Source organism: Fictibacillus terranigra, from assembly GCF_030412265.1.
Classification (GTDB): domain Bacteria; phylum Bacillota; class Bacilli; order Bacillales; family Fictibacillaceae; genus Fictibacillus_C; species Fictibacillus_C terrinigri.
On record NZ_JAUHLN010000001.1, the window covers coordinates 1403268 to 1421710 of the forward strand.

The following is an 18443-nucleotide window of genomic DNA, read 5'->3' on the forward strand; positions in this document are numbered from 1 at the left end:
GTGGGGGTTACTTTGCGAACATTTTCTTTTTTAAAAGGACGGAGAGCTGTGCATGCCGCAAGCCAAAAATCCATCGGCAGGGTGCAGGACGTGGTGGCTGATTCTAAAGGAAATGTGCTTGGTTTCATCATAAGTGAAAATAAGCTTTCCTTTCGAAAGAAGTTTGTGCCATTCGCCTCGGCAGAAATGGGCAGCCGGGATTCCGTATTGCTTTGCAGCTGCAAACCGTACAAGATACCCTCCCGTAAAGAGGGTACTTTCACGATGATACAACATCCATCCTGTATCGTAAGACAGGCACTCCTTTCAAAGGAGGGTCATACGGAAGCCGTGGTTGAGGATGTATATTTCTCTCATGATTGGGGCAGGATTGTAGCAGTTGAAGTGACAAAAGGTTTGTTTTCCGATTGGACGGATGGAAGATCTCTCATCTATTCCCATGAGCCGTTAAACATAGGAAAGCAGGCACTTTTTGTACGATAAGTGCTATAAAGGAGGACCCCCTCATGCAATGCCCGAACTGCAGCTGCAAGGATATTGGCAAGATCGGTATCAATCAGTATTATTGCTGGAATTGTTTTATCGAACTGTCCATTGTTAATGGGATGCTATCCCTTCATCAAGTGGAAGAGGATGGCAGTCTGACGTCGCTCGATGATCTTTTTGAAGATCAAGATTTATCCATTAATGCCGATGCACAATAAATGTTACGCGATCTTAATGAATGGGTGGGTGACAACATGAACAGCTTTTTTAAACCCGTACTCGCTCTAGGTATCTGGGCAGCTTTCTACGGAATGAGATCATCCCGAAAAAACGGGATGAACTTAATGGGGATGAATGACCTTTTATCCTCTAAAAGAGTAAGAAAAATGCGCAAGAGACTGGCAAAAGCCATTTATTAAAGAATGAAGGTCCATGCTAAAAAAGCATGGACTTTTTTTCATGAAAATAGGGGTTGTGGCAACAATAAAGATGGAGGTGATTACCATACATCGGGAAAATTATATGAAGTGGATCATCCGCCTGTCCTTGCTGGTCCTTTTATTTCTTTGCGGCTGGCTGCTGCTGAAGCTCTCTCCTTTCTGGATGCCGGTGCTTAAAACGTTAAAAGCGGTCTTTATTCCTTTTTTTATTGCGGTGTTCATCACCTATCTGCTTCATCCGCTCGTTGAAAAACTGCATCACTGGGGTATGCCGAGGACGCTTGCAATTCTGCTCATCTATATTCTGTTTTTTGGAGGAATCGGATATGCGGTTTACAAAGGCATTCCATATATGGTGCTTCAAATACGGGAGCTCGTATCCAATATACCCGCTATATCAAAAACGTACCGAAGCTGGCTGCTTGAAGTAGATCATCACACCTCCCGCCTTCCTCGTTCCATCCATCTCCGCATCGAGGATTATATTCAATCCGGCGAACATTACCTGGAGAAGAGTGCAGCCAATGTGATCGCTTCAATAAAGAAAATCGTCGATTATTTCTTTGTGTTGATTATCATTCCGTTTCTCGTCTTTTATTTTCTTAAGGATATTAACAGCATAAAGCAAGTATGCTGGTATATAACGCCAAATAAGTGGAGAAAAGAGGGAATACACTTATTGAAGGATATTGACCGGTCATTGGGCGGGTATATCCGCGGACAGCTTTTTGTCGGCAGTCTGCTTGGGGCAGCCGCTGTGCTGGCTCTGTGGCTGGCAGGGATGCCCTATCCGATTATTTTAGGCATCATCATTGCCATTACAGACGTCATTCCCTATTTTGGACCTATACTCGGGGCGATCCCGGTTGTATTCATTGCTTTTACGATCTCTGTTAAGATGGTACTCATTGTATCGGGAATCATGCTGGTGCTTCAATTTATTGAAGGCAATATTTTAGGTCCCCTCATTGTTGGGAGGAGCCTTCATATCCACCCTGCGTTGATTATACTGGCTCTTCTTGCGGGAGGGGAGATCGGTGGAATTCTTGGTTTGATCCTCGCTGTTCCTGTGTTCTCAATACTTAAAGTCATATTGGTTCATATCCGCGACCACAGACTTACGGCAAAGATTGACAAAATGCCCTAGAAGGATTTATACTTACTGCAAGATATAGCAAAGCGATGATGGAGATAAGTACGTTCCAGCTCTTTTATAGAGAGGAGACCCCTGGCTGAAAGGTTTCTAAAGGTAGAGGAACGGAAAGCTACTCCCGAGTGCAGTTAATGCCTGCCGGTTAAACCCCGTTACGGTTTACATAAGGTGATGATTTCCCATGAGGTGAGATCATAACCAGGGTGGTACCGCGTGAATAACAACTCTCGTCCCTGATGCGAATCAGGAACGGGAGTTTTTTTGTTTTAAACGCGTGAAATATTTAGCTGCAGTGCAAATCGCTTACGCTTTTTAATGAAGAAAGGAGATCGGAAAGATGAAAACACTAACATCTGCTCAAGTAAGACAAATGTTTCTTGATTTTTTCCAGGAGAAGGGCCATAGTGTGGAGCCGAGTGCGTCACTCGTCCCTCATGAAGATCCGTCTTTACTTTGGATTAACAGTGGAGTGGCAACTCTGAAAAAATACTTTGACGGAAGGGTCATTCCTGAGAATCCGAGAATCGTAAATGCGCAAAAATCAATCCGAACCAATGATATTGAGAATGTAGGAGTCACAGCAAGGCACCACACGTTCTTTGAGATGCTTGGGAACTTCTCCATCGGTGACTATTTTAAGGAAGAGGCCATCTTATGGGCTTGGGAGTTTCTAACAGATCCTAAATGGATTGGCTTTGATCCTGAATTGCTTTCTGTAACCATTCATCCGGAAGATGATGAAGCCTTTGAAATCTGGAATAAAACGGTAGGAGTTCCTGCAGAACGAATCATTCGTCTTGAAGGGAACTTCTGGGATATCGGCGAAGGGCCAAGCGGACCGAATACCGAGATCTTCTATGACCGCGGAGAGAAATACGGGAATGACCCTAAAGATCCGGAACTATACCCGGGTGGAGAAAATGACAGGTATCTGGAGGTTTGGAACCTTGTTTTCTCCGAGTTTAACCATAACCCGGACGGTACCTATACTCCGCTTCCGAAAAAGAATATTGATACTGGAATGGGTCTAGAGAGGATGGTATCTGTCATCCAGGATGTTCCGACCAACTACGATACAGACCTATTCATTCCTGTCATCCAGCTGACTGAAAAGCTTTCAGGCAGCAAGTATGGAGAAAGCAAGGAAACGGATACAGCGTTTAAAGTCATTGCTGACCATATCCGTACCGTTGCATTCGCTGTCTCAGACAACGCACTGCCTTCCAATGAAGGCCGGGGCTACATTCTTCGCCGTCTGATTAGAAGAGCGATCCGATTTGCTAAACAGATCGGTTTAGATCGTCCGTTCATGTTTGAACTCGTTCCGACTGTTGCAGATATCATGGTTGATTTTTACCCTGACGTGAAGGAGAAAGTTCCTTTTATTCAGCGTGTGATCAAGAATGAAGAGGAACGTTTCCATGAAACGATTAATGAAGGGTTGGCCATTCTCGAAGAAGTCATCCAAAAAGAAAAAGCATCCGGCAGCAGTATGATTGCAGGGAAAGATGCGTTTAAACTGTATGATACATTCGGATTTCCTTTCGAACTAACAGAAGAGTATGCTGCTGAACACAACATGGAAGTGGACCTTGCCGGTTTTGAAAAAGAAATGGAAGCTCAGCGTGAACGTGCACGATCTGCGCGCCAGGATGTGGATTCCATGCAAGTCCAGGGCGGCGTCCTTAGCGACATTAAAACAAACAGTGAATTTATCGGCTATGAAGAAGAAAGAAGCACATCAAAAGTGCTGGAAACTCTTCAAAACGGTGAGCGTGTCGACCTCCTCAGCGAAGGAGAAGAAGGCCAGGTCATCCTGGACATCACTCCATTCTACGCTGAAAGCGGGGGCCAGGTTGCCGATCAGGGAACCATGATTGCAGAAGGCGCAGAGCTGCAGGTGAAGGATGTACAAAAGGCACCAAACGGCCAGAACCTTCATACTGTAACGGTGTTAAAAGGAACCCTGCGCAAGGGAATTGAGGTCGTTGCTCAGGTTGATGCTGAAAAACGTACGGCAATCGTAAAAAATCATACGGCGACACACCTGCTGCATCAGGCATTGAAGGATGTACTGGGAACTCATGTTAATCAGGCGGGTTCACTAGTTGCCCCGGGAAGGCTCAGATTCGACTTTTCTCACTTCGGCAGTATATCTGCTGAAGAATTGGAGCGCATTGAAGACATCGTTAATCAGAAGATATGGAAGACGATCACTGTTGACAAGATGTTGAAACCGATCGACGAAGCCAAAGCGATGGGGGCAATGGCTCTGTTCGGTGAGAAGTATGGGAAGGTGGTACGTGTGGTAAAGATCGGGGATTACAGCCTCGAGCTTTGCGGAGGATGCCATGTCCATAATACATCTGAAATCGGATTGTTCAAGATTCTTTCTGAAACAGGAATAGGAGCAGGAACAAGAAGGATTGAAGCAGTTACCGGACAAGAAGCCTACCAGGCAATGAAAGAGCAGGTTCAGATTCTAAGAAATGCAGCTGCTGTGCTGAAAACGAATGCGAAAGAAGTACCGCATCGGGTTGAAGCACTGCAAAGCCAAGTTCGTGATCTTCAGCGTGAGAAAGAATCCCTCTCCGCCAAATTAGGCAACTTAGAAGCAGGAAGCCTGATCAACGAAAAAGTAGAAGTAAATGGCGTTTCCCTTATCGTTAAAAAAGTGAATGCCACAGATATGAATGGATTACGATCCATTGTGGACGATTTAAAAAATAAACTTTCAAGTGGAATTGTAGTACTTGGAGCAGTAAATAATGATAAAGTAAACATTGTAGCCGGTGTAACGAAAGATTTGATCCCAAAAGGGTACCATGCCGGCAATCTTGTAAAGGAAGTCGCTACACGCTGCGGCGGAGGCGGCGGGGGCCGTCCTGACATGGCCCAGGCCGGAGGAAAAGATCCTGAGAAATTGGAATCTGCATTAGAATCGGTGATTGAAGCAGTGAAATCTGTTTGCTAATCACTGCATTAAGGGTACAATGACTGTATAAAGGGAAAAATACAGTCAGTCCAAAGGGAGAAGTTAGAGAAAGAGGTGTTGGCCGTGAGTTCTATGGATAAAACTATGAAGTTCAATTTTCATGACGATTCAATGGATCCGAATGTACAAAAAGTGCTTTTCTCCGTTTATGAAGCACTGCAGGAAAAAGGCTATAACCCGATCAATCAAATTGTCGGGTATCTGTTATCAGGAGACCCAGCCTATATTCCGCGCCATAAGGATGCCAGAACGATGATTCGTAAAATTGAACGCGATGAACTTATTGAAGAACTGGTTAAATCCTATCTTGATACAAAGGAAAAGGATTCTCTCTAATGACCAGAATTCTTGGACTTGATGTCGGTTCCCACACGGTTGGAGTGGCCGTCAGCGATGCCATGGGCTGGACGGCTCAAGGGATTGAAACGGTCAGGAGAAAACCGCATCAGCCCGACGAAGTCTTTGAACGTATTGGCGAGTGGGTCAAACAGTACGAAGTTGAAGAAATTGTAGTCGGTTTACCGAAAAACATGAACGGAACCATTGGTCCGAGCGGTGAAGCATGCCAAGAATTTGCCAGGGAGGCAGAAAAGCGGTATGAACTCCCCGTCGTTTTATGGGACGAGCGGTTAACGACTATGGCCGCTGAAAAAATGCTGATATCAGCAGACATCAGCCGAAAGAAGAGGAAGCAAGTGATCGACAAGATGGCAGCGGTTTTGATTCTGCAAGGTTACTTAGACAGCCGCCAATCAAAAAATTGAGGTGATTCAAATGGCAAACGAAGAAAAAGAACACATTATCATTCCAGGAGAAGACGGAGAAGAAAACCTGTTTGAAGTTCTTATGACGATTGACGGAAGCACTACTCCAACCGGCCATTCCTACATTTTGCTCGTTCCTGCTGGAGACGACCAGGATGACGAAAGCGATGAGCAGGAAGTTTTCCCGTTCCGTTTTGTGGACAAGGGTGATGGAGAAGATGATATCGAGCTTTTCCCGCTGGAAACTGACGAAGAATGGCAAATGATCGAAGAAACTCTTAACGCATTTCAAGACGAAGAATAGGAAATAAAGCGCTTAGCAGCTAAAGTTATACTTTAGCTGCTTTTTTTGTGTGCTTTAGAACATACTAAAGTCTTAATGGAAATTTGAAACCGCTTTTCTTAATTATGGAAGCTAGACATGATTTTTACTTATCAGTATAATTAAGCAGATGAAAGGAGAGAAACAAAAGTGTTAATACTGAACACGGTTTCCGGAGACCCGCTTGATTCCGGCCGGAAGAATAAGAAGAAAAAAACCGCAAGAGTTCTACTGCTGATATTTGTGCTAATTGCAGCAGGTGCTGTATATGGATATACATACATAAAAGATGCGCTTGGACCCTCAGATCCGAATAACGATAAAAAGATCACAGTCGACATACCGATAGGCTCTTCCGTTTCAACGATAGGAAGGATTCTGGAGAGCAAAGGGCTGATCACGAGCAGCTTGGTCTTCCAGGTGTATGCCAAATATAAAGAATCAGGTAATCTTCAGGCGGGTGTATATGACCTTAAGCCTTCCATGAATGTGGATCAGCTCATTGCCGCCTTAAAGAACGGTAAAGTTTTTCGCCATCCTGAAACATCCTTTACCATTCCTGAAGGATTTATTGTCCCTCAGATTGCCGAGACAGTGGCAAAAAACACGGGCCAAACTAAAGAACAAGTCATGAAGATCATGAATGACAGAGCGTTTGTAAAACAGCTTCAGGCCCAGTTTCCGATCATAGACAACAAGGTTTATGACAAGAAGGTCTATTATCCGCTGGAAGGATATTTATTTCCTGCAAAATATGAGTTTGATGAGAAACAGCCTGATGTAAAAGCTGTCGTTAAGAAAATGTTAGATAAAACGCAAAGAGTAATGGATACTTACCACGCTCAACTGCAAAAAAGCAAGAAGAAACCATATGAAGTGCTGACCCTGGCCTCGATGATCGAAGAGGAAGCTCAACGGCCGGAAGACCGTCCAAAAATTTCGGGTGTCTTTTACAACCGCTTAAAAAAGAAAATGACACTTGATTCTGATCCGACTGTTAAATATGCACGTAAAAACTTTAAAGTACAATTACTTTACAAAGAGTTGAAGTTCGATTCACCATACAATACGTACAAATACCCCGGGCTCCCCATCGGTCCGGTTGCTTCACCAGGTGAACAGTCCATAAAAGCGGCGCTGAACCCACAGCCATCCGGGTATTATTTTTTCTATGCTCGCCCTAATGGACAAGTGATCTATACTAAAACTTACAAGGAACATACGAAAATCGTTCAAAAATACCGGAATGAATGGCAGGCACACGTAAGGAAAAGCTAAAAAGAAAACACGATATGATGCTTTTATGATATAATATTCCGGTTAAGTTAGGAGGCATCGCCTTGATCACAAAAGTAATGCAGGAATATATAGAAGCATTGATTCCTGATCGAGATCCAAGAATTGTAGAAATAGAGGAGTTCGCAAAAGAGCACGGTGTTCCGATCATGGAACTCGTTGGCATAGAAGCCCTCCTGCAGCAGCTTCGGATCATTCAGCCGCAGAGAATTTTAGAAGTAGGAACAGCCATAGGGTATTCGGCAATTCGTATGGCAGAAGCTGTACCGAATGCGTCGATCGTTACCATTGAGAAAGATACGGAACGATTTGAGCAGGCTGTCGCCAATATAAAGAAATTTGAGCTTTCTGAACGCATTACTGTATTGCTGGGTGACGCCAATGAATTAACAGCAGAAGCGGAAAAGCACGCACCCTACGATGTTGTGTTTATAGATGCAGCAAAAGGACAGTACCAGCGTTTTTTTGAGAATTATGGAAAAATGCTTAAGCCTAAAGGCGTCATGATTTCAGATAACATTCTGTTTAAAGGATACGTCGCCGATGACAGTGGGGTAGGAACGAGGAGGCTTGCATCCCTGGTCAGGAAAATTCGATCCTACAATGAATTTCTTATGCACCACCAAGAGTATACTACCGCTATTTTACCTGTTGGAGACGGCATTGCGATCAGCGTGAAAAAGGATAAAGAGCACCGTTAGAGAGATTTGGAAGGAGAAAGAACATGGTACAAAAACCGATTGTCATAGGGGTAGCCGGGGGTTCTGGCTCTGGCAAAACCACAGTGGCCAAAGAAATCTACCGCCAGTTTGCCGATCAGTCGATTCTCATCATAGAACAGGATTCATACTATAGAGACCAATCCGATAAGACGATGGACGAGCGTCTGAAAACGAATTATGATCATCCTCTGGCTTTTGATAATGAATTGCTTATTCATCAAATAAATGAACTTTTGGAATATAAATCCATTGAAAAGCCGGTTTATGACTATACAGCACATACAAGAAGTGATAAAATTATCCCAGTTGAACCGAAAGATGTAATCATTCTTGAAGGTATTTTAATTTTGGAAGATGAGCGTCTTAGGGACCTCATGGATATCAAGCTGTTTGTCGATACGGATGCTGATGTGCGTATTATCCGCCGTATGGTAAGAGATACCCGTGACAGAGGGCGCACGCTTGAATCCGTTATCGATCAGTATACATCGGTAGTCCGTCCGATGCATAACCAGTTTATCGAACCAACAAAACGGTATGCAGATATTATTATCCCGGAAGGCGGACAAAATCGTGTAGCGATCGATTTGATGGTTACCAAAATTCAAACGATCCTTGAAGAAAAAGCGATCTTAAAAAAATGAGGCCAAGCCCTCATTTTTTCCGCATGGTTCGATTTTTTGAAGCCAATAAATTTGGCAAGCGCTTTATTTTTTAGTAAGGTGTAAGAATCCGATATACATATCAGATCTGTTTGACAACATATATAGTTATCAAGGGTACTGATTAATTGAAGGAGTGAATATAGGATGTCAGAAGAAAAAAAGCATTATATGACGCTGGAAGGCAAGCAAAAATTAGAAAATGAATTAGAATATCTCAAAACCGAAAAGCGCAAAGAAGTGGTTGAGCGTATAAAAGTTGCCCGCAGTTTCGGTGACCTCTCAGAGAACTCTGAATATGATGCAGCGAAAGATGAACAGGCATTCGTTGAAGCGAGAATTGTTCAGTTGGAAAAAATGGTCCGGGATGCCGTGATTATTGAGGAAAATAAAGCTTCAGGAGACAGTGTATCCATTGGGAAATCTGTCAAGTTCCTGGAACTTCCTGATGGGGACGAAGAAACATACATGATCGTTGGGAGCGCGGAGGCAGATCCGTTCGAAGGTAAAATTTCAAACGATTCTCCAATGGCGAAAAGCCTTCTTGGCAAAAAAGTGGGAGATCAGGTTACTGTGCAAACCCCAGGCGGAGAAATCAGTGTCAGAATTTTAGAAGTAAAATAATAAAAACGGCGTCCAGCGGACGCTGTTTTTTGTTTTGTCGGGATGCAAGTTTAATTACACCTGTCAGAGACCACACTGAAATCGAGGTGGTCTTTATGAATAACAATCAAAAACGTATCGTGATAGCAGGCTCTCTTTTCCTTGCAGGCTTGCTTTTTCTGGCAGGTCGGCTGATTCAGATTCAGCTCGTCTCTACAGAGTCCTTTTCTAAACATAAAATTAATCTTATCGACCAGAGTGTCAGGCAAAGAACTCATTCTTTTACGATCAATGAAGGGCGGGGCCTGCTGCTCGACCGGAACGGTGAGATGATATCTGCAGAACTTAGGCCAGCGGTTATCTTGTTTCCCTTTTTAAAGGGGGAGGAGGGAGCTATTGATGAAGTGGCAAATGCGCTGGGCAAAAGCCCTTCTTTGATTCGAAGGTCACTGGAAGAACATGAAGAGCCCTTTGTCATTTCAGACGAAAAAGATCATATTACATCAGAAACCATGGACAAAATCAATAAATTAAAGCTGCCAGGAGTCTATGCTCATTATATTGCCCGAAATAAGCATTCGGAGTTTGCAAGTGCTTTGCTCGGTGTAACGGGACAGGCTCCAGAGGTCGTAAAGAAAAATTATAAAGACAAACTGGATAAAGGTATTGTTTCAATTAATACAAAAATCGGAAAAACAGGATTGCAGCAGGCGTTTGACCCTTTTTTAATTTCCGAAGGAGAGACGAAGCTGATCTATCATGTCGACCGTTCAGGATCTCCTCTTTTTGGATTGGATGTTAAGTACCTTGCACCATCCAATCCCTTTTATCCTGTAAGCGTGAAAACGACAATAGACAGTGAACTGCAGCACATTCTTGAGGATGCGGTGGATAAAAGCGGCATAAAAAACGGCGGAGCTGTACTTTTGGACGTTTCGAACAATGAGCTGCTTGGAATGGTAAGCCGGCCATACCATACCGGGCTCAGTAAAAACCAGATGGTGGCCAGACACGCACCAGGTTCTATTTTTAAAGTTGTGACAGCGGCAGCTGCCATTGAAAATAAAGACCTTCAAAAGGGGAGGAACTTTGACTGTGACCTTGGAATCGATGGAAAAAGTGCGAAGCATCCTCTTGGAACTCTGGATTTTACAGCGAGTTTCTCGCAAAGCTGCAACCGGACGTTTGGAATGCTGGCTAATGAGATGATGGAAACAAATGACAAGATTATAGACGACTATGCCGAAAAGCTTGGCTTAACGATAAGATCCGGATGGCACGGTCAAGTTTATCATTATCCGGAATTTAAACAATTTCCTGAAGAGGAGCAAGGAACCATTTGGGGTGACCGCTATGATCGAAATCAGCCTCTAGCTGTCTCTCAAACGGCGATCGGACAAAAAAATGTACAAGTGACGCCTTTATCAGTCGCAAACATGATGGCCGGAATCGCACGCGGAGGAAAAATGGAGGAAGTAAAAGCTGCTACAAAAATCCTCTATAAAAATGGCAATACCCTGCTTTCTTTTCCGAATCACAAACAGGAAAAGGGAATCGAGCCATACACGGCACAAAAGCTGCAGATGCTGCTTCGCGGCGTTATAACCGATCCAAAGGGAACAGGCAGAGCGCTGCAGAAATTGCCCTATACAGTGGCGGGAAAATCCGGTACGGCGGAAAAGGGGGATTCGAACACTTCAAATAAATGGTTTGCCGGTTATTTCCCTGCCGATCAGCCGAAATATGCACTCGTTGTCGTGGATTTTGACTACACAGACGCCAATACAACGGTTATTTCTGCTTATGCCGACATCGTCAACAAGATTTACAAAAATGATAAAGAAAAATAATTTTCTGCTACACACTCAAAATCTCAAACTTGTCGAATTCGTTTATCGTGGTAAAATTGATATAGCAAAACTTTAGAGGAGGTTTGTATGAGCAGAAAACAATACCGTTCTCGCTTTGAAAAGCGAAAACAAAACCGAACGTTAAACATTGCAATCGGAGTAGTCATACTATTGATCATAGTAGTAGGTGCCAACATCTTCATGAATGGTGGCAGCAGCCAGACGTCATCCACCCCTGCTCAAAGTGATCAGGACAAGAAAGATAAATCCTCTTCCTCTAAGACGGATTCAAAAAAGAAAGAGGACTCTATTGTCGTAGAGGAAGATAAGAACAAAGATTCTTCTGATCAGGATCAAAGCACTTCTTCACCAACCAATGACAGTGAAGATAAAAATAATGATGCTGCGGATAAAAAAGAAGCCGATAAATCTAAAGCCGATCAACCTGAAGGCGGAGGGCCGGATGGCCCATGGGAGCCCGTAGGAACATCACAAACAGGCTCCCACACCAAATCCTATGATAAAGGCACTGCCGACTGGAACGAGCAAACAAAGGCACTTTCTTATGCAACTGGCATACCGGCAGACCAAATGACCATTCTATGGCTAGGTAATGGCGGAGCACCGGACCAATCCGTCGGCAGGGTCCTTTCAAAGAAAGACGGAAGCCGTTACGAAGTACAGCTAAAATGGGAAGATGGGAAGGGCTGGAAACCTACCAGCGTTACAAAAAATTAATACTCAAGCATTGGACAAGACCGGCTGAACGATTTTTCAGCCGGTCTTGTTTTATGAAGAATAGGAGGATGCCATTAATTGATTAATCCTCATTTCTATGGTATCTTGTAACCTGTAATGTTTTAATTCATAGTATGGTGATAGGAATTATATATTTTAAATAAATGGAGTGAAAAAAATGGGCAGAGAATTTATTTCATTATTTGATGAGTGGGCGGAATCATACGATCAATCAGTGACCGGGCAAGATAAAGAATACAAAGAAGTATTTGACCAATATGAAGAAATTCTGGAAGCCGTTGTTTCAAGAACCACTGGTACCGTTTTAGAATTTGGTGTGGGAACCGGTAATTTGACCGAAAAACTGCTCAATGCAGGCAGAACGGTCTATGGGATTGAACCATCGAAAGGAATGAGAGAAAAAACAAAGGAACGTTTTAACGAACTGCAGCTCTTTGATGGAGACTTTCTTTCATTTCCTGAGGTTCCGGAAGAGATTGACGCCATCGTAAGCACTTATGCATTCCATCATCTTACAGATGAAGAAAAAGACTCTGCCATCCAATTATATAGCCAGATTTTAAAGGAAAATGGTAAAATTGTATTTGCGGATACAGCTTTCATTAATGATGCGGATAGACAGGAAAGGCATCGTATCGTAAAAGAACAAGGTTTTTTAAACTTGCTGCAGGACTTGCAGACGGAATATTACACTACGCTGGAAGTATTGAATGAGCTTTTTCAGAAACATGGATTTGAAGTGTCATTTGAAAAATTAAACTCCTACGTCTGGCTGATGGAAGCTGTTAAAGTGAAAAAACAATAACAGAAAATATAATGGAGTTGTCGCTATGAAAATTGGAATTATCGGTGCAATGGAAGAAGAGGTCATCATTCTCAGGGATAAACTGTCACAAAGGCAGGACAAAACACTTGCTGGCTGTGAATTTTATACTGGAAAGATCGATGGCCTTGATATCATTCTCCTGAAGTCGGGTATTGCTAAAGTAAATGCCGCTATTGGAACTACACTGATGATAGAGATGTATCAGCCTGATTGTATCATCAACACAGGATCTGCGGGAGGCTTTCATAAAGACCTGAATGTTGGAGATGTCGTGATATCAACAGAAGTGCGCCATCATGATGTCGATGCAACAATCTTTGGCTATGAATATGGGCAGGTTCCGCAAATGCCTGCCTTTTATGCACCTGATGCTGATCTTGTTTCAATCGCTGTTAAGAGCGCAAAAAAGGTTAGCGGGATTCAAGTAGCGAAAGGACTGATCGCTTCAGGTGATTCATTCATGAGTGATCATGACAGAGTAGAATATATCCGGACCAAACTTGCGGGACTATATGCAGCAGAAATGGAAGCTGCAGCCATCGCTCAGGTCGCCTACCAGTTTGATGTGCCATTTGTCATCATTCGTTCTCTTTCAGATATCGCAGGCAAAGATGCACGTGTTTCATATGACCAATTTTTAAATACCGCTTCCAAGAACTCGGCTGAATTGATTTTATTAATGATAGAGGAGTTGAAACATAATGGTTAAAAAAATGAATGTAGAAAGCTTTAATCTTGACCATACTAAAGTAGCAGCGCCGTATGTGCGTCTAGCTGGAACCATCCAAGGAAAAAATGGGGATGTTATCCATAAATATGACATCCGCTTCTGCCAGCCAAACAAAGATCACATGGATATGGCCGGGCTTCATTCCATCGAACATCTAATGGCAGAAAATATCCGTAACCACCATGATTCAGTAGTGGACATCAGCCCAATGGGCTGCCAAACCGGATTCTATCTTTCGGTGATTAACCATGACAACTATGATGAGATCCTTGATGTGCTGGAAAAAACATTGCAAGATGTCCTTAAAGCGCAAGAGGTACCTGCCTGCAACGAAGTACAGTGCGGTTGGGCTGCTAACCACAGCTTGGAAGGTGCAAAGGAAATTGCTGAAAAAATGTTAGCGAAAAAAGATGAGTGGAACAAGGTGTTTGCTGAATAAGAGGAGTAAGTGCTATGACGGTTTATAAAAATATACATGAGTTGATCGGCCATACACCCATGGTCCAGTTGACTCAATTTCCATTGAGGAATGGGGTCCGGCTGTTCGCCAAATTAGAATATTTTAACCCTGGAGGCAGTGTAAAAGACAGGCTGGGCAAAGAACTGCTGGACGAGGCGTTCCGTACAGGAAAGCTTGTCGAAGGCGGTACCATTATTGAACCCACCGCGGGCAATACTGGGATCGGCCTGGCCTTGGCTGCGATAAACCGGGGAATTAATGTCATGTTTGTTATTCCTGAAAAGTTTAGTACGGAAAAACAGGATATTATGAGGGCGCTTGGTGCAACGATCATTAATACGCCAACAGAGGAAGGGATGAAGGGAGCCATCAAGGAGACCGAACAGCTTCTTTCAGAAATTCCAAACTCCTTTACTCCAGCTCAGTTCTCGAACCCCGCCAACCCCTCCACGTACTATAAGACGCTTGGACCGGAAATTTGGCAGGACTTAAATGGTGAAGTTGATATCTTTGTTGCCGGTGCAGGCACTGGCGGTACTTTCATGGGAACTTCACAGTTTCTGAAAGAAAAGAAACCTGAGATCAAAACGGTCATTGTAGAGCCTGAGGGTTCCATTTTAAACGGCGGCCAGTCAGGCCCTCATAAAACGGAAGGAATCGGTATGGAATTTTTGCCAGGCTATATGGATGCCTCATATTTTCAAGCGATCCATACGGTGACTGATACAGATGCATTTGCGAGAGTAAAGGAACTGGCACAAAAAGAGGGCATTCTTGCTGCGAGTTCTTCTGGGGCTGCTCTTCATGCCGCTTTACTGGAAGCTGAAACAGCTCCTGCAGGTTCGACAATCGTTACCATCTTTCCCGACGGAAGTGACCGATATTTAAGCAAAAAGATATATGAGGGGGGCATTTAACATGAAACGAAAAACCAAATTGATTCACGGCGGAATTCCGGGTGATCCGGCTACAGGCGCTGTGTCATTTCCGATTTATCAAGTAAGTACTTACAAACAAGAAGAAGTGGGAGTTCATAAAGGATATGAATATTCCAGAACAGGAAATCCGACTCGTTTTGCTCTTGAGGAACTCGTAAAGGATTTGGAAGAAGGAAAAAAAGGCTTTGCTTTTGGCTCAGGAATGGCAGCCATTACTGCTGTTATGATGCTGTTCAGTTCAGGTGACCATGTCATCCTGACAGACGATGTATATGGAGGAACATATCGCGTTGTATCCAAAGTGCTTAACCGAATTGGAATTGAAGCTACTTTTGTTGATACAACCGATCTCGATGCCGTAAAAGAAGCGATCAGGCCAAACACGAAAGCACTTTATGTTGAAACGCCGACAAATCCATTATTAAAGGTAACCGATTTAAAAGCCGCTTCCCAAGTGGCGAAGGAAAATAACCTGTTACTTATTGTCGACAATACATTCAGCACGCCTTACTGGCAAACACCAATTACATTAGGCGCTGATATTGTTCTTCATTCTGCCACCAAATATCTTGGAGGGCACAGTGATGTTGTTGCCGGTATCGTCGTCGTCAACGATGATAAGCTGGCTGAAGACCTTCACTTTGTACAAAACTCTACTGGCGGAATTTTAGGGCCGCAAGACTCATGGCTTTTGATGAGAGGAATTAAGACACTCGGTCTTCGTATGGAAGCCCACGAGGCAAATACCAAGAAAATTGTAGAGTTTCTATCCAGCCATCCAAGTGTTGAAAAAATTTATTATCCAGGTTTGGAAAGCCATCCGCAGCATAGCATTGCAAAATCTCAGGCTGGCGGTTTTGGCGGTATGGTATCATTCGATGTTGGAAGTCGAGAGAAAGCTGCACAAGTGTTGAAAAAGGTGCATTACTTTACCTTGGCAGAGAGCCTTGGAGCAGTAGAAAGCCTGATCTCTGTTCCAGCTCAGATGACCCATGCATCTATTCCAGCACAACGGAGAACAGAGCTGGGCATCACTGATGGTTTAGTCCGCATCTCAGTCGGCATTGAAGATGTTGAGGACTTGATTGAGGATTTGAAGCAGGCACTTCAATAGGATGTAAACTCCCGGCAGAGTTAAACCGGGAGTTTTTTCATATTTTTGTCAAATATTACGAGGCCAGCATCTCTCTGATATATGTTATTGTAAGATAAGAGGTTAGGAGGCTGGTTAAGTAATGGATTCAAAAGTTATTCGAGAGATTAAAGTTAAAATTCAGGATTATCAGCACTACGGAATTGTCCTTTTATCATTAAGTTCATTTCTTTATCTAGGAACTGTGATTCCTTTTGCAGGGAAAGATACGGCAGATGCGGTTGTCTGCGGCTCAGCTTCCCTGGCAGGCCTTGGTTTCACCGCTCTTATGTACTATCAAGCGAAGCGATTAAAGAAACGTTTACAGGAATACCAATAAATCAAAAATCTGGCAGCCATCACGGCTGCCGGATTTTTTCATTTAAATATTATGTTGATATACCTATGAATGTACCGATGCATAACAGAAGGCCAAAGCCTAAATGAAGCATTGCGGTAAGTCCAAGTGCTTTGTTGAGTTCTTTCGGCTCCCATGTGCGTGCAGCTATTCCTACTGCTTTTAATGCAATCGGCAGGGAAATAAAGGCGATTAAACTCCATGCGGGAAGCAGTGATGCGAAAACGAGCAGCAAGAGAATAATATACGTGCCAAGCATTAAGAGGTAATACTCGATTCGGGCTCCTTTTTTGCCAATCAATCCTGCGACTGTTATCTTATTGATCAGTTTATCCGTATCGATGTCTCTCAGATTATTGGCTTGCAAGATGGCCATGATCAAGAACGCATTAGGAAGGGAAATAAGTACGGTTTCCCAGTGTACGGTAAGCGTCTGGACATAGTAAGAGCCGAGTACAGCCAAAACACCGAGTGTCGTTCCGGAAGCGAATTCCCCAAACCCATTGTAGGCCAGGGCAAATCGGGTCGCCGTATAAAAGTACCCGATCATCAATGAAGGAATTCCAATATATAAAATAAAGCTGCCTGTAAGACCAGCTAAAATCAGCCCGACTAAACTTCCTAAACCAAAAAAGATGAGTCCTGTAATATGGACTTGCTCAGGAGTCATTTCTTTGCGGTCAATAACTCCTGAAGGGCTGAGTGAGCCAGGCTGGTCAGCACCTTTTTTATGATCAAAATAGTCGTTCACCAAGTTGGTTCCGCACTGCATGAATACCGCGCCAGCAAGTGTTAATAAAAAGATTCCCCAGTTGATCTCCGTCCACTTCATAGCAAGTATGGTACCGAAAATCACGGGTATGATAGAAGCCGTCAATGAAAATGGCCGGGTAGAAGCCAATAAAGTCTTAGGGCGTATCATAGTTGTTCCCCCTATCTTACGAATGACTAATTATAACGCATATCCATTATAAAACAAATGTTTGTGAAAAGGTACACATAATGCTCATTTCTTGTTCATGAAATAGAGTGAAAAATCCGCTGAACAACAGGTATCTTTGAGCACGATGGTGCATATAAATAAATTGTTTGGTAAAAGAGGTTTACAAGTTACCAGGTTGTGGTTATAATTACCATGTAAGAAAAATCAGAAATTAGCAAAGGAGGTCGGACACCATGATGCAATGGATGACAATTTCAGCAATGCAGCAATTGAATAAAATCTATCGATGTTCGGCCGTTGGACAGTAGTCTTTTTTAACGATTTTTTGGATAAAAAAGCGCCGCAGGCTGAACGATGCCTGTGGCTTTTTTGTGCCCATTTTTGGGTTGGTTGCAGGGATCTTGTACCTGCGGCTTTTTTTTATAAACATCGGAGTGAGGGAGGAGAGAAAAATGATGATAAGTATTGCTTTGTTGACCTGGTTCTCTTTGGAGAAGGATATGACTTGTTGAATTAAATTAAAGGAGGAATTTCATTGTTTACACTACAATTAATTTTTGGGACTGTTACCGTTACTTTTAAACGAAGAATGAGAACCCACATTGAACTGGCCCATCAGCACGCAGTGAATGAGAGATTTGAAGCAAGCCGGGATAAAGTAGTGAATACCGTACTAACATATTAGGTCTGTTAGACAAAAAATTGATGGAGGGATGATAAATGATGATAAAAAGACACCTGGCATTTCTAAATTGGATCTTAACGGAGAAAGATACGACCTGAAAAGATAACCAGGAAGGAAAGGAGGAACCTGAATGTTTACACTAAACCTTTTCTTTGCTACGATTACCATTTCATTGAAGAAGAAAGAAATGACGTACGAAGATTATTTGCACCAGCAAAATGTAAATGAGCTATTCCATGCTGCTCATGGAAAAGCGATGGACGCGAATTACATTCGATAATTGATCCTGAAAAGCCCTGCCATGCACAAATCATAGTGC

23 protein-coding genes and 1 other annotated feature are annotated in these 18443 nt (G+C 43.1%); of the genes, 22 read left to right on the forward strand and 1 reads right to left on the reverse strand.

The features are described from left to right. Positions 1–12: 12 nt before the first annotated feature. The 20 genes from QYF49_RS07000 to QYF49_RS07095 all read left to right on the forward strand — a co-directional run bounded on the left by QYF49_RS07000 (position 13) and on the right by QYF49_RS07095 (position 16478). Positions 13–483 (forward strand): PRC-barrel domain-containing protein, encoded by a 471-nt coding sequence (locus tag QYF49_RS07000; RefSeq protein WP_290398865.1) that lies wholly within the window; start codon positions 13–15, stop codon positions 481–483. Between the two features lie 23 nt (positions 484–506). Next, positions 507–704 carry a hypothetical protein gene (locus tag QYF49_RS07005; protein WP_290398866.1) on the forward strand — a complete coding sequence of 66 codons (198 nt, stop codon included), beginning with the start codon at positions 507–509 and terminating at the stop codon, positions 702–704. Positions 705–740: 36 nt separating this feature from the next. After that, on the forward strand, positions 741–905 hold the full coding sequence (locus QYF49_RS07010) for a hypothetical protein (protein WP_290398867.1): 165 nt from the start codon (positions 741–743) through the stop codon (positions 903–905). Between the two features lie 55 nt (positions 906–960). After that, positions 961–2073: an AI-2E family transporter gene (locus tag QYF49_RS07015; protein WP_354005802.1), complete on the forward strand. Its 1113-nt coding sequence runs from the start codon at positions 961–963 to the stop codon at positions 2071–2073. 26 nt (positions 2074–2099) lie between these two features. Further along, positions 2100–2317 (forward strand) — a binding site (T-box leader). Between the two features lie 99 nt (positions 2318–2416). Then, complete coding sequence (gene alaS / locus QYF49_RS07020; protein WP_290398868.1) at positions 2417–5053, forward strand: alanine--tRNA ligase; 2637 nt, start codon at positions 2417–2419, stop codon at positions 5051–5053. An 84-nt stretch (positions 5054–5137) separates the two neighbouring features. After that, positions 5138–5410 (forward strand): IreB family regulatory phosphoprotein, encoded by a 273-nt coding sequence (locus QYF49_RS07025; protein ID WP_053357741.1) that lies wholly within the window; start codon positions 5138–5140, stop codon positions 5408–5410. Beyond that, a complete protein-coding gene (ruvX, locus tag QYF49_RS07030; RefSeq protein ID WP_290398869.1) occupies positions 5410–5838 on the forward strand; it encodes a Holliday junction resolvase RuvX in 429 nt (142 codons plus the stop codon). Before QYF49_RS07025 ends, ruvX begins: the two co-directional genes overlap by 1 nt. 10 nt (positions 5839–5848) lie before the next feature. Further along, positions 5849–6142, forward strand: coding sequence for a DUF1292 domain-containing protein (locus QYF49_RS07035; protein WP_290398870.1), 294 nt, complete (start codon positions 5849–5851; stop codon positions 6140–6142). 168 nt (positions 6143–6310) lie between these two features. Continuing rightward, on the forward strand, positions 6311–7438 hold the full coding sequence (gene mltG, locus QYF49_RS07040) for an endolytic transglycosylase MltG (protein WP_290398871.1): 1128 nt from the start codon (positions 6311–6313) through the stop codon (positions 7436–7438). Positions 7439–7500: 62 nt separating this feature from the next. Then, positions 7501–8157 carry an O-methyltransferase gene (locus QYF49_RS07045; RefSeq protein ID WP_290398872.1) on the forward strand — a complete coding sequence of 219 codons (657 nt, stop codon included), beginning with the start codon at positions 7501–7503 and terminating at the stop codon, positions 8155–8157. 23 nt (positions 8158–8180) lie between these two features. Beyond that, positions 8181–8822: a uridine kinase gene (gene udk / locus QYF49_RS07050; protein WP_290398873.1), complete on the forward strand. Its 642-nt coding sequence runs from the start codon at positions 8181–8183 to the stop codon at positions 8820–8822. A gap of 165 nt (positions 8823–8987) precedes the next feature. Next, positions 8988–9464, forward strand: coding sequence for a transcription elongation factor GreA (gene greA / locus QYF49_RS07055; RefSeq protein WP_290398874.1), 477 nt, complete (start codon positions 8988–8990; stop codon positions 9462–9464). A gap of 95 nt (positions 9465–9559) precedes the next feature. Further along, positions 9560–11293, forward strand: coding sequence for a peptidoglycan D,D-transpeptidase FtsI family protein (locus tag QYF49_RS07060; protein ID WP_290398875.1), 1734 nt, complete (start codon positions 9560–9562; stop codon positions 11291–11293). Between the two features lie 87 nt (positions 11294–11380). Then, a complete protein-coding gene (locus tag QYF49_RS07065; protein WP_290398876.1) occupies positions 11381–12031 on the forward strand; it encodes a YrrS family protein in 651 nt (216 codons plus the stop codon). 178 nt (positions 12032–12209) lie between these two features. Continuing rightward, positions 12210–12857 (forward strand): class I SAM-dependent DNA methyltransferase, encoded by a 648-nt coding sequence (locus QYF49_RS07070; RefSeq protein ID WP_290398877.1) that lies wholly within the window; start codon positions 12210–12212, stop codon positions 12855–12857. A gap of 25 nt (positions 12858–12882) precedes the next feature. Beyond that, a complete protein-coding gene (mtnN, locus tag QYF49_RS07075; protein ID WP_290398878.1) occupies positions 12883–13587 on the forward strand; it encodes a 5'-methylthioadenosine/S-adenosylhomocysteine nucleosidase in 705 nt (234 codons plus the stop codon). After that, positions 13580–14047: an S-ribosylhomocysteine lyase gene (locus QYF49_RS07080; RefSeq protein WP_290398879.1), complete on the forward strand. Its 468-nt coding sequence runs from the start codon at positions 13580–13582 to the stop codon at positions 14045–14047. The genes mtnN and QYF49_RS07080 overlap by 8 nt, the downstream gene beginning before the upstream one ends. A gap of 14 nt (positions 14048–14061) precedes the next feature. Continuing rightward, entirely contained in the window at positions 14062–14985 is a 924-nt protein-coding gene (locus QYF49_RS07085; protein ID WP_290398880.1) for a PLP-dependent cysteine synthase family protein, read from the forward strand. A 1-nt stretch (position 14986) separates the two neighbouring features. After that, positions 14987–16120, forward strand: a complete 1134-nt coding sequence (locus QYF49_RS07090) for a bifunctional cystathionine gamma-lyase/homocysteine desulfhydrase (RefSeq protein ID WP_290398881.1) — start codon at positions 14987–14989, stop codon at positions 16118–16120. Positions 16121–16241: 121 nt separating this feature from the next. Beyond that, complete coding sequence (locus QYF49_RS07095) at positions 16242–16478, forward strand: YrhC family protein (protein ID WP_290398882.1); 237 nt, start codon at positions 16242–16244, stop codon at positions 16476–16478. Between the two features lie 49 nt (positions 16479–16527). Here the strand turns inward: QYF49_RS07095 and menA are convergent, their stop codons facing one another. Beyond that, on the reverse strand, positions 16528–17418 hold the full coding sequence (gene menA, locus QYF49_RS07100; RefSeq protein WP_290398883.1) for a 1,4-dihydroxy-2-naphthoate octaprenyltransferase: 891 nt from the start codon (positions 17416–17418) through the stop codon (positions 16528–16530). A gap of 556 nt (positions 17419–17974) precedes the next feature. Between menA and QYF49_RS07105 the strand changes: the two genes are divergently transcribed. Then, a complete protein-coding gene (locus QYF49_RS07105; RefSeq protein WP_290398884.1) occupies positions 17975–18124 on the forward strand; it encodes a hypothetical protein in 150 nt (49 codons plus the stop codon). A 130-nt stretch (positions 18125–18254) separates the two neighbouring features. Then, on the forward strand, positions 18255–18404 hold the full coding sequence (locus tag QYF49_RS07110; protein ID WP_290398885.1) for a YrzI family small protein: 150 nt from the start codon (positions 18255–18257) through the stop codon (positions 18402–18404). Positions 18405–18443 lie beyond the last annotated feature (39 nt).

Bases quoted from the DNA above. Each gene is read 5' to 3' on its own strand.
- QYF49_RS07005 (WP_290398866.1), top strand. From the start codon at position 507: ATGCAATGCCCGAACTGCAGCTGCAAGGATATTGGCAAGATCGGTATC.
- QYF49_RS07010 (WP_290398867.1), top strand. From the start codon at position 741: ATGAACAGCTTTTTTAAACCCGTACTCGCTCTAGGTATCTGGGCAGCT.
- alaS (WP_290398868.1), top strand. From the start codon at position 2,417: ATGAAAACACTAACATCTGCTCAAGTAAGACAAATGTTTCTTGATTTT.
- ruvX (WP_290398869.1), top strand. From the start codon at position 5,410: ATGACCAGAATTCTTGGACTTGATGTCGGTTCCCACACGGTTGGAGTG.
- QYF49_RS07035 (WP_290398870.1), top strand. From the start codon at position 5,849: ATGGCAAACGAAGAAAAAGAACACATTATCATTCCAGGAGAAGACGGA.
- udk (WP_290398873.1), top strand. From the start codon at position 8,181: ATGGTACAAAAACCGATTGTCATAGGGGTAGCCGGGGGTTCTGGCTCT.
- greA (WP_290398874.1), top strand. From the start codon at position 8,988: ATGTCAGAAGAAAAAAAGCATTATATGACGCTGGAAGGCAAGCAAAAA.
- QYF49_RS07060 (WP_290398875.1), top strand. From the start codon at position 9,560: ATGAATAACAATCAAAAACGTATCGTGATAGCAGGCTCTCTTTTCCTT.
- QYF49_RS07065 (WP_290398876.1), top strand. From the start codon at position 11,381: ATGAGCAGAAAACAATACCGTTCTCGCTTTGAAAAGCGAAAACAAAAC.
- QYF49_RS07070 (WP_290398877.1), top strand. From the start codon at position 12,210: ATGGGCAGAGAATTTATTTCATTATTTGATGAGTGGGCGGAATCATAC.
- mtnN (WP_290398878.1), top strand. From the start codon at position 12,883: ATGAAAATTGGAATTATCGGTGCAATGGAAGAAGAGGTCATCATTCTC.
- QYF49_RS07080 (WP_290398879.1), top strand. From the start codon at position 13,580: ATGGTTAAAAAAATGAATGTAGAAAGCTTTAATCTTGACCATACTAAA.
- QYF49_RS07085 (WP_290398880.1), top strand. From the start codon at position 14,062: ATGACGGTTTATAAAAATATACATGAGTTGATCGGCCATACACCCATG.
- QYF49_RS07090 (WP_290398881.1), top strand. From the start codon at position 14,987: ATGAAACGAAAAACCAAATTGATTCACGGCGGAATTCCGGGTGATCCG.
- QYF49_RS07095 (WP_290398882.1), top strand. From the start codon at position 16,242: ATGGATTCAAAAGTTATTCGAGAGATTAAAGTTAAAATTCAGGATTAT.
- menA (WP_290398883.1), bottom strand. From the start codon at position 17,418: ATGATACGCCCTAAGACTTTATTGGCTTCTACCCGGCCATTTTCATTG.
- QYF49_RS07110 (WP_290398885.1), top strand. From the start codon at position 18,255: ATGTTTACACTAAACCTTTTCTTTGCTACGATTACCATTTCATTGAAG.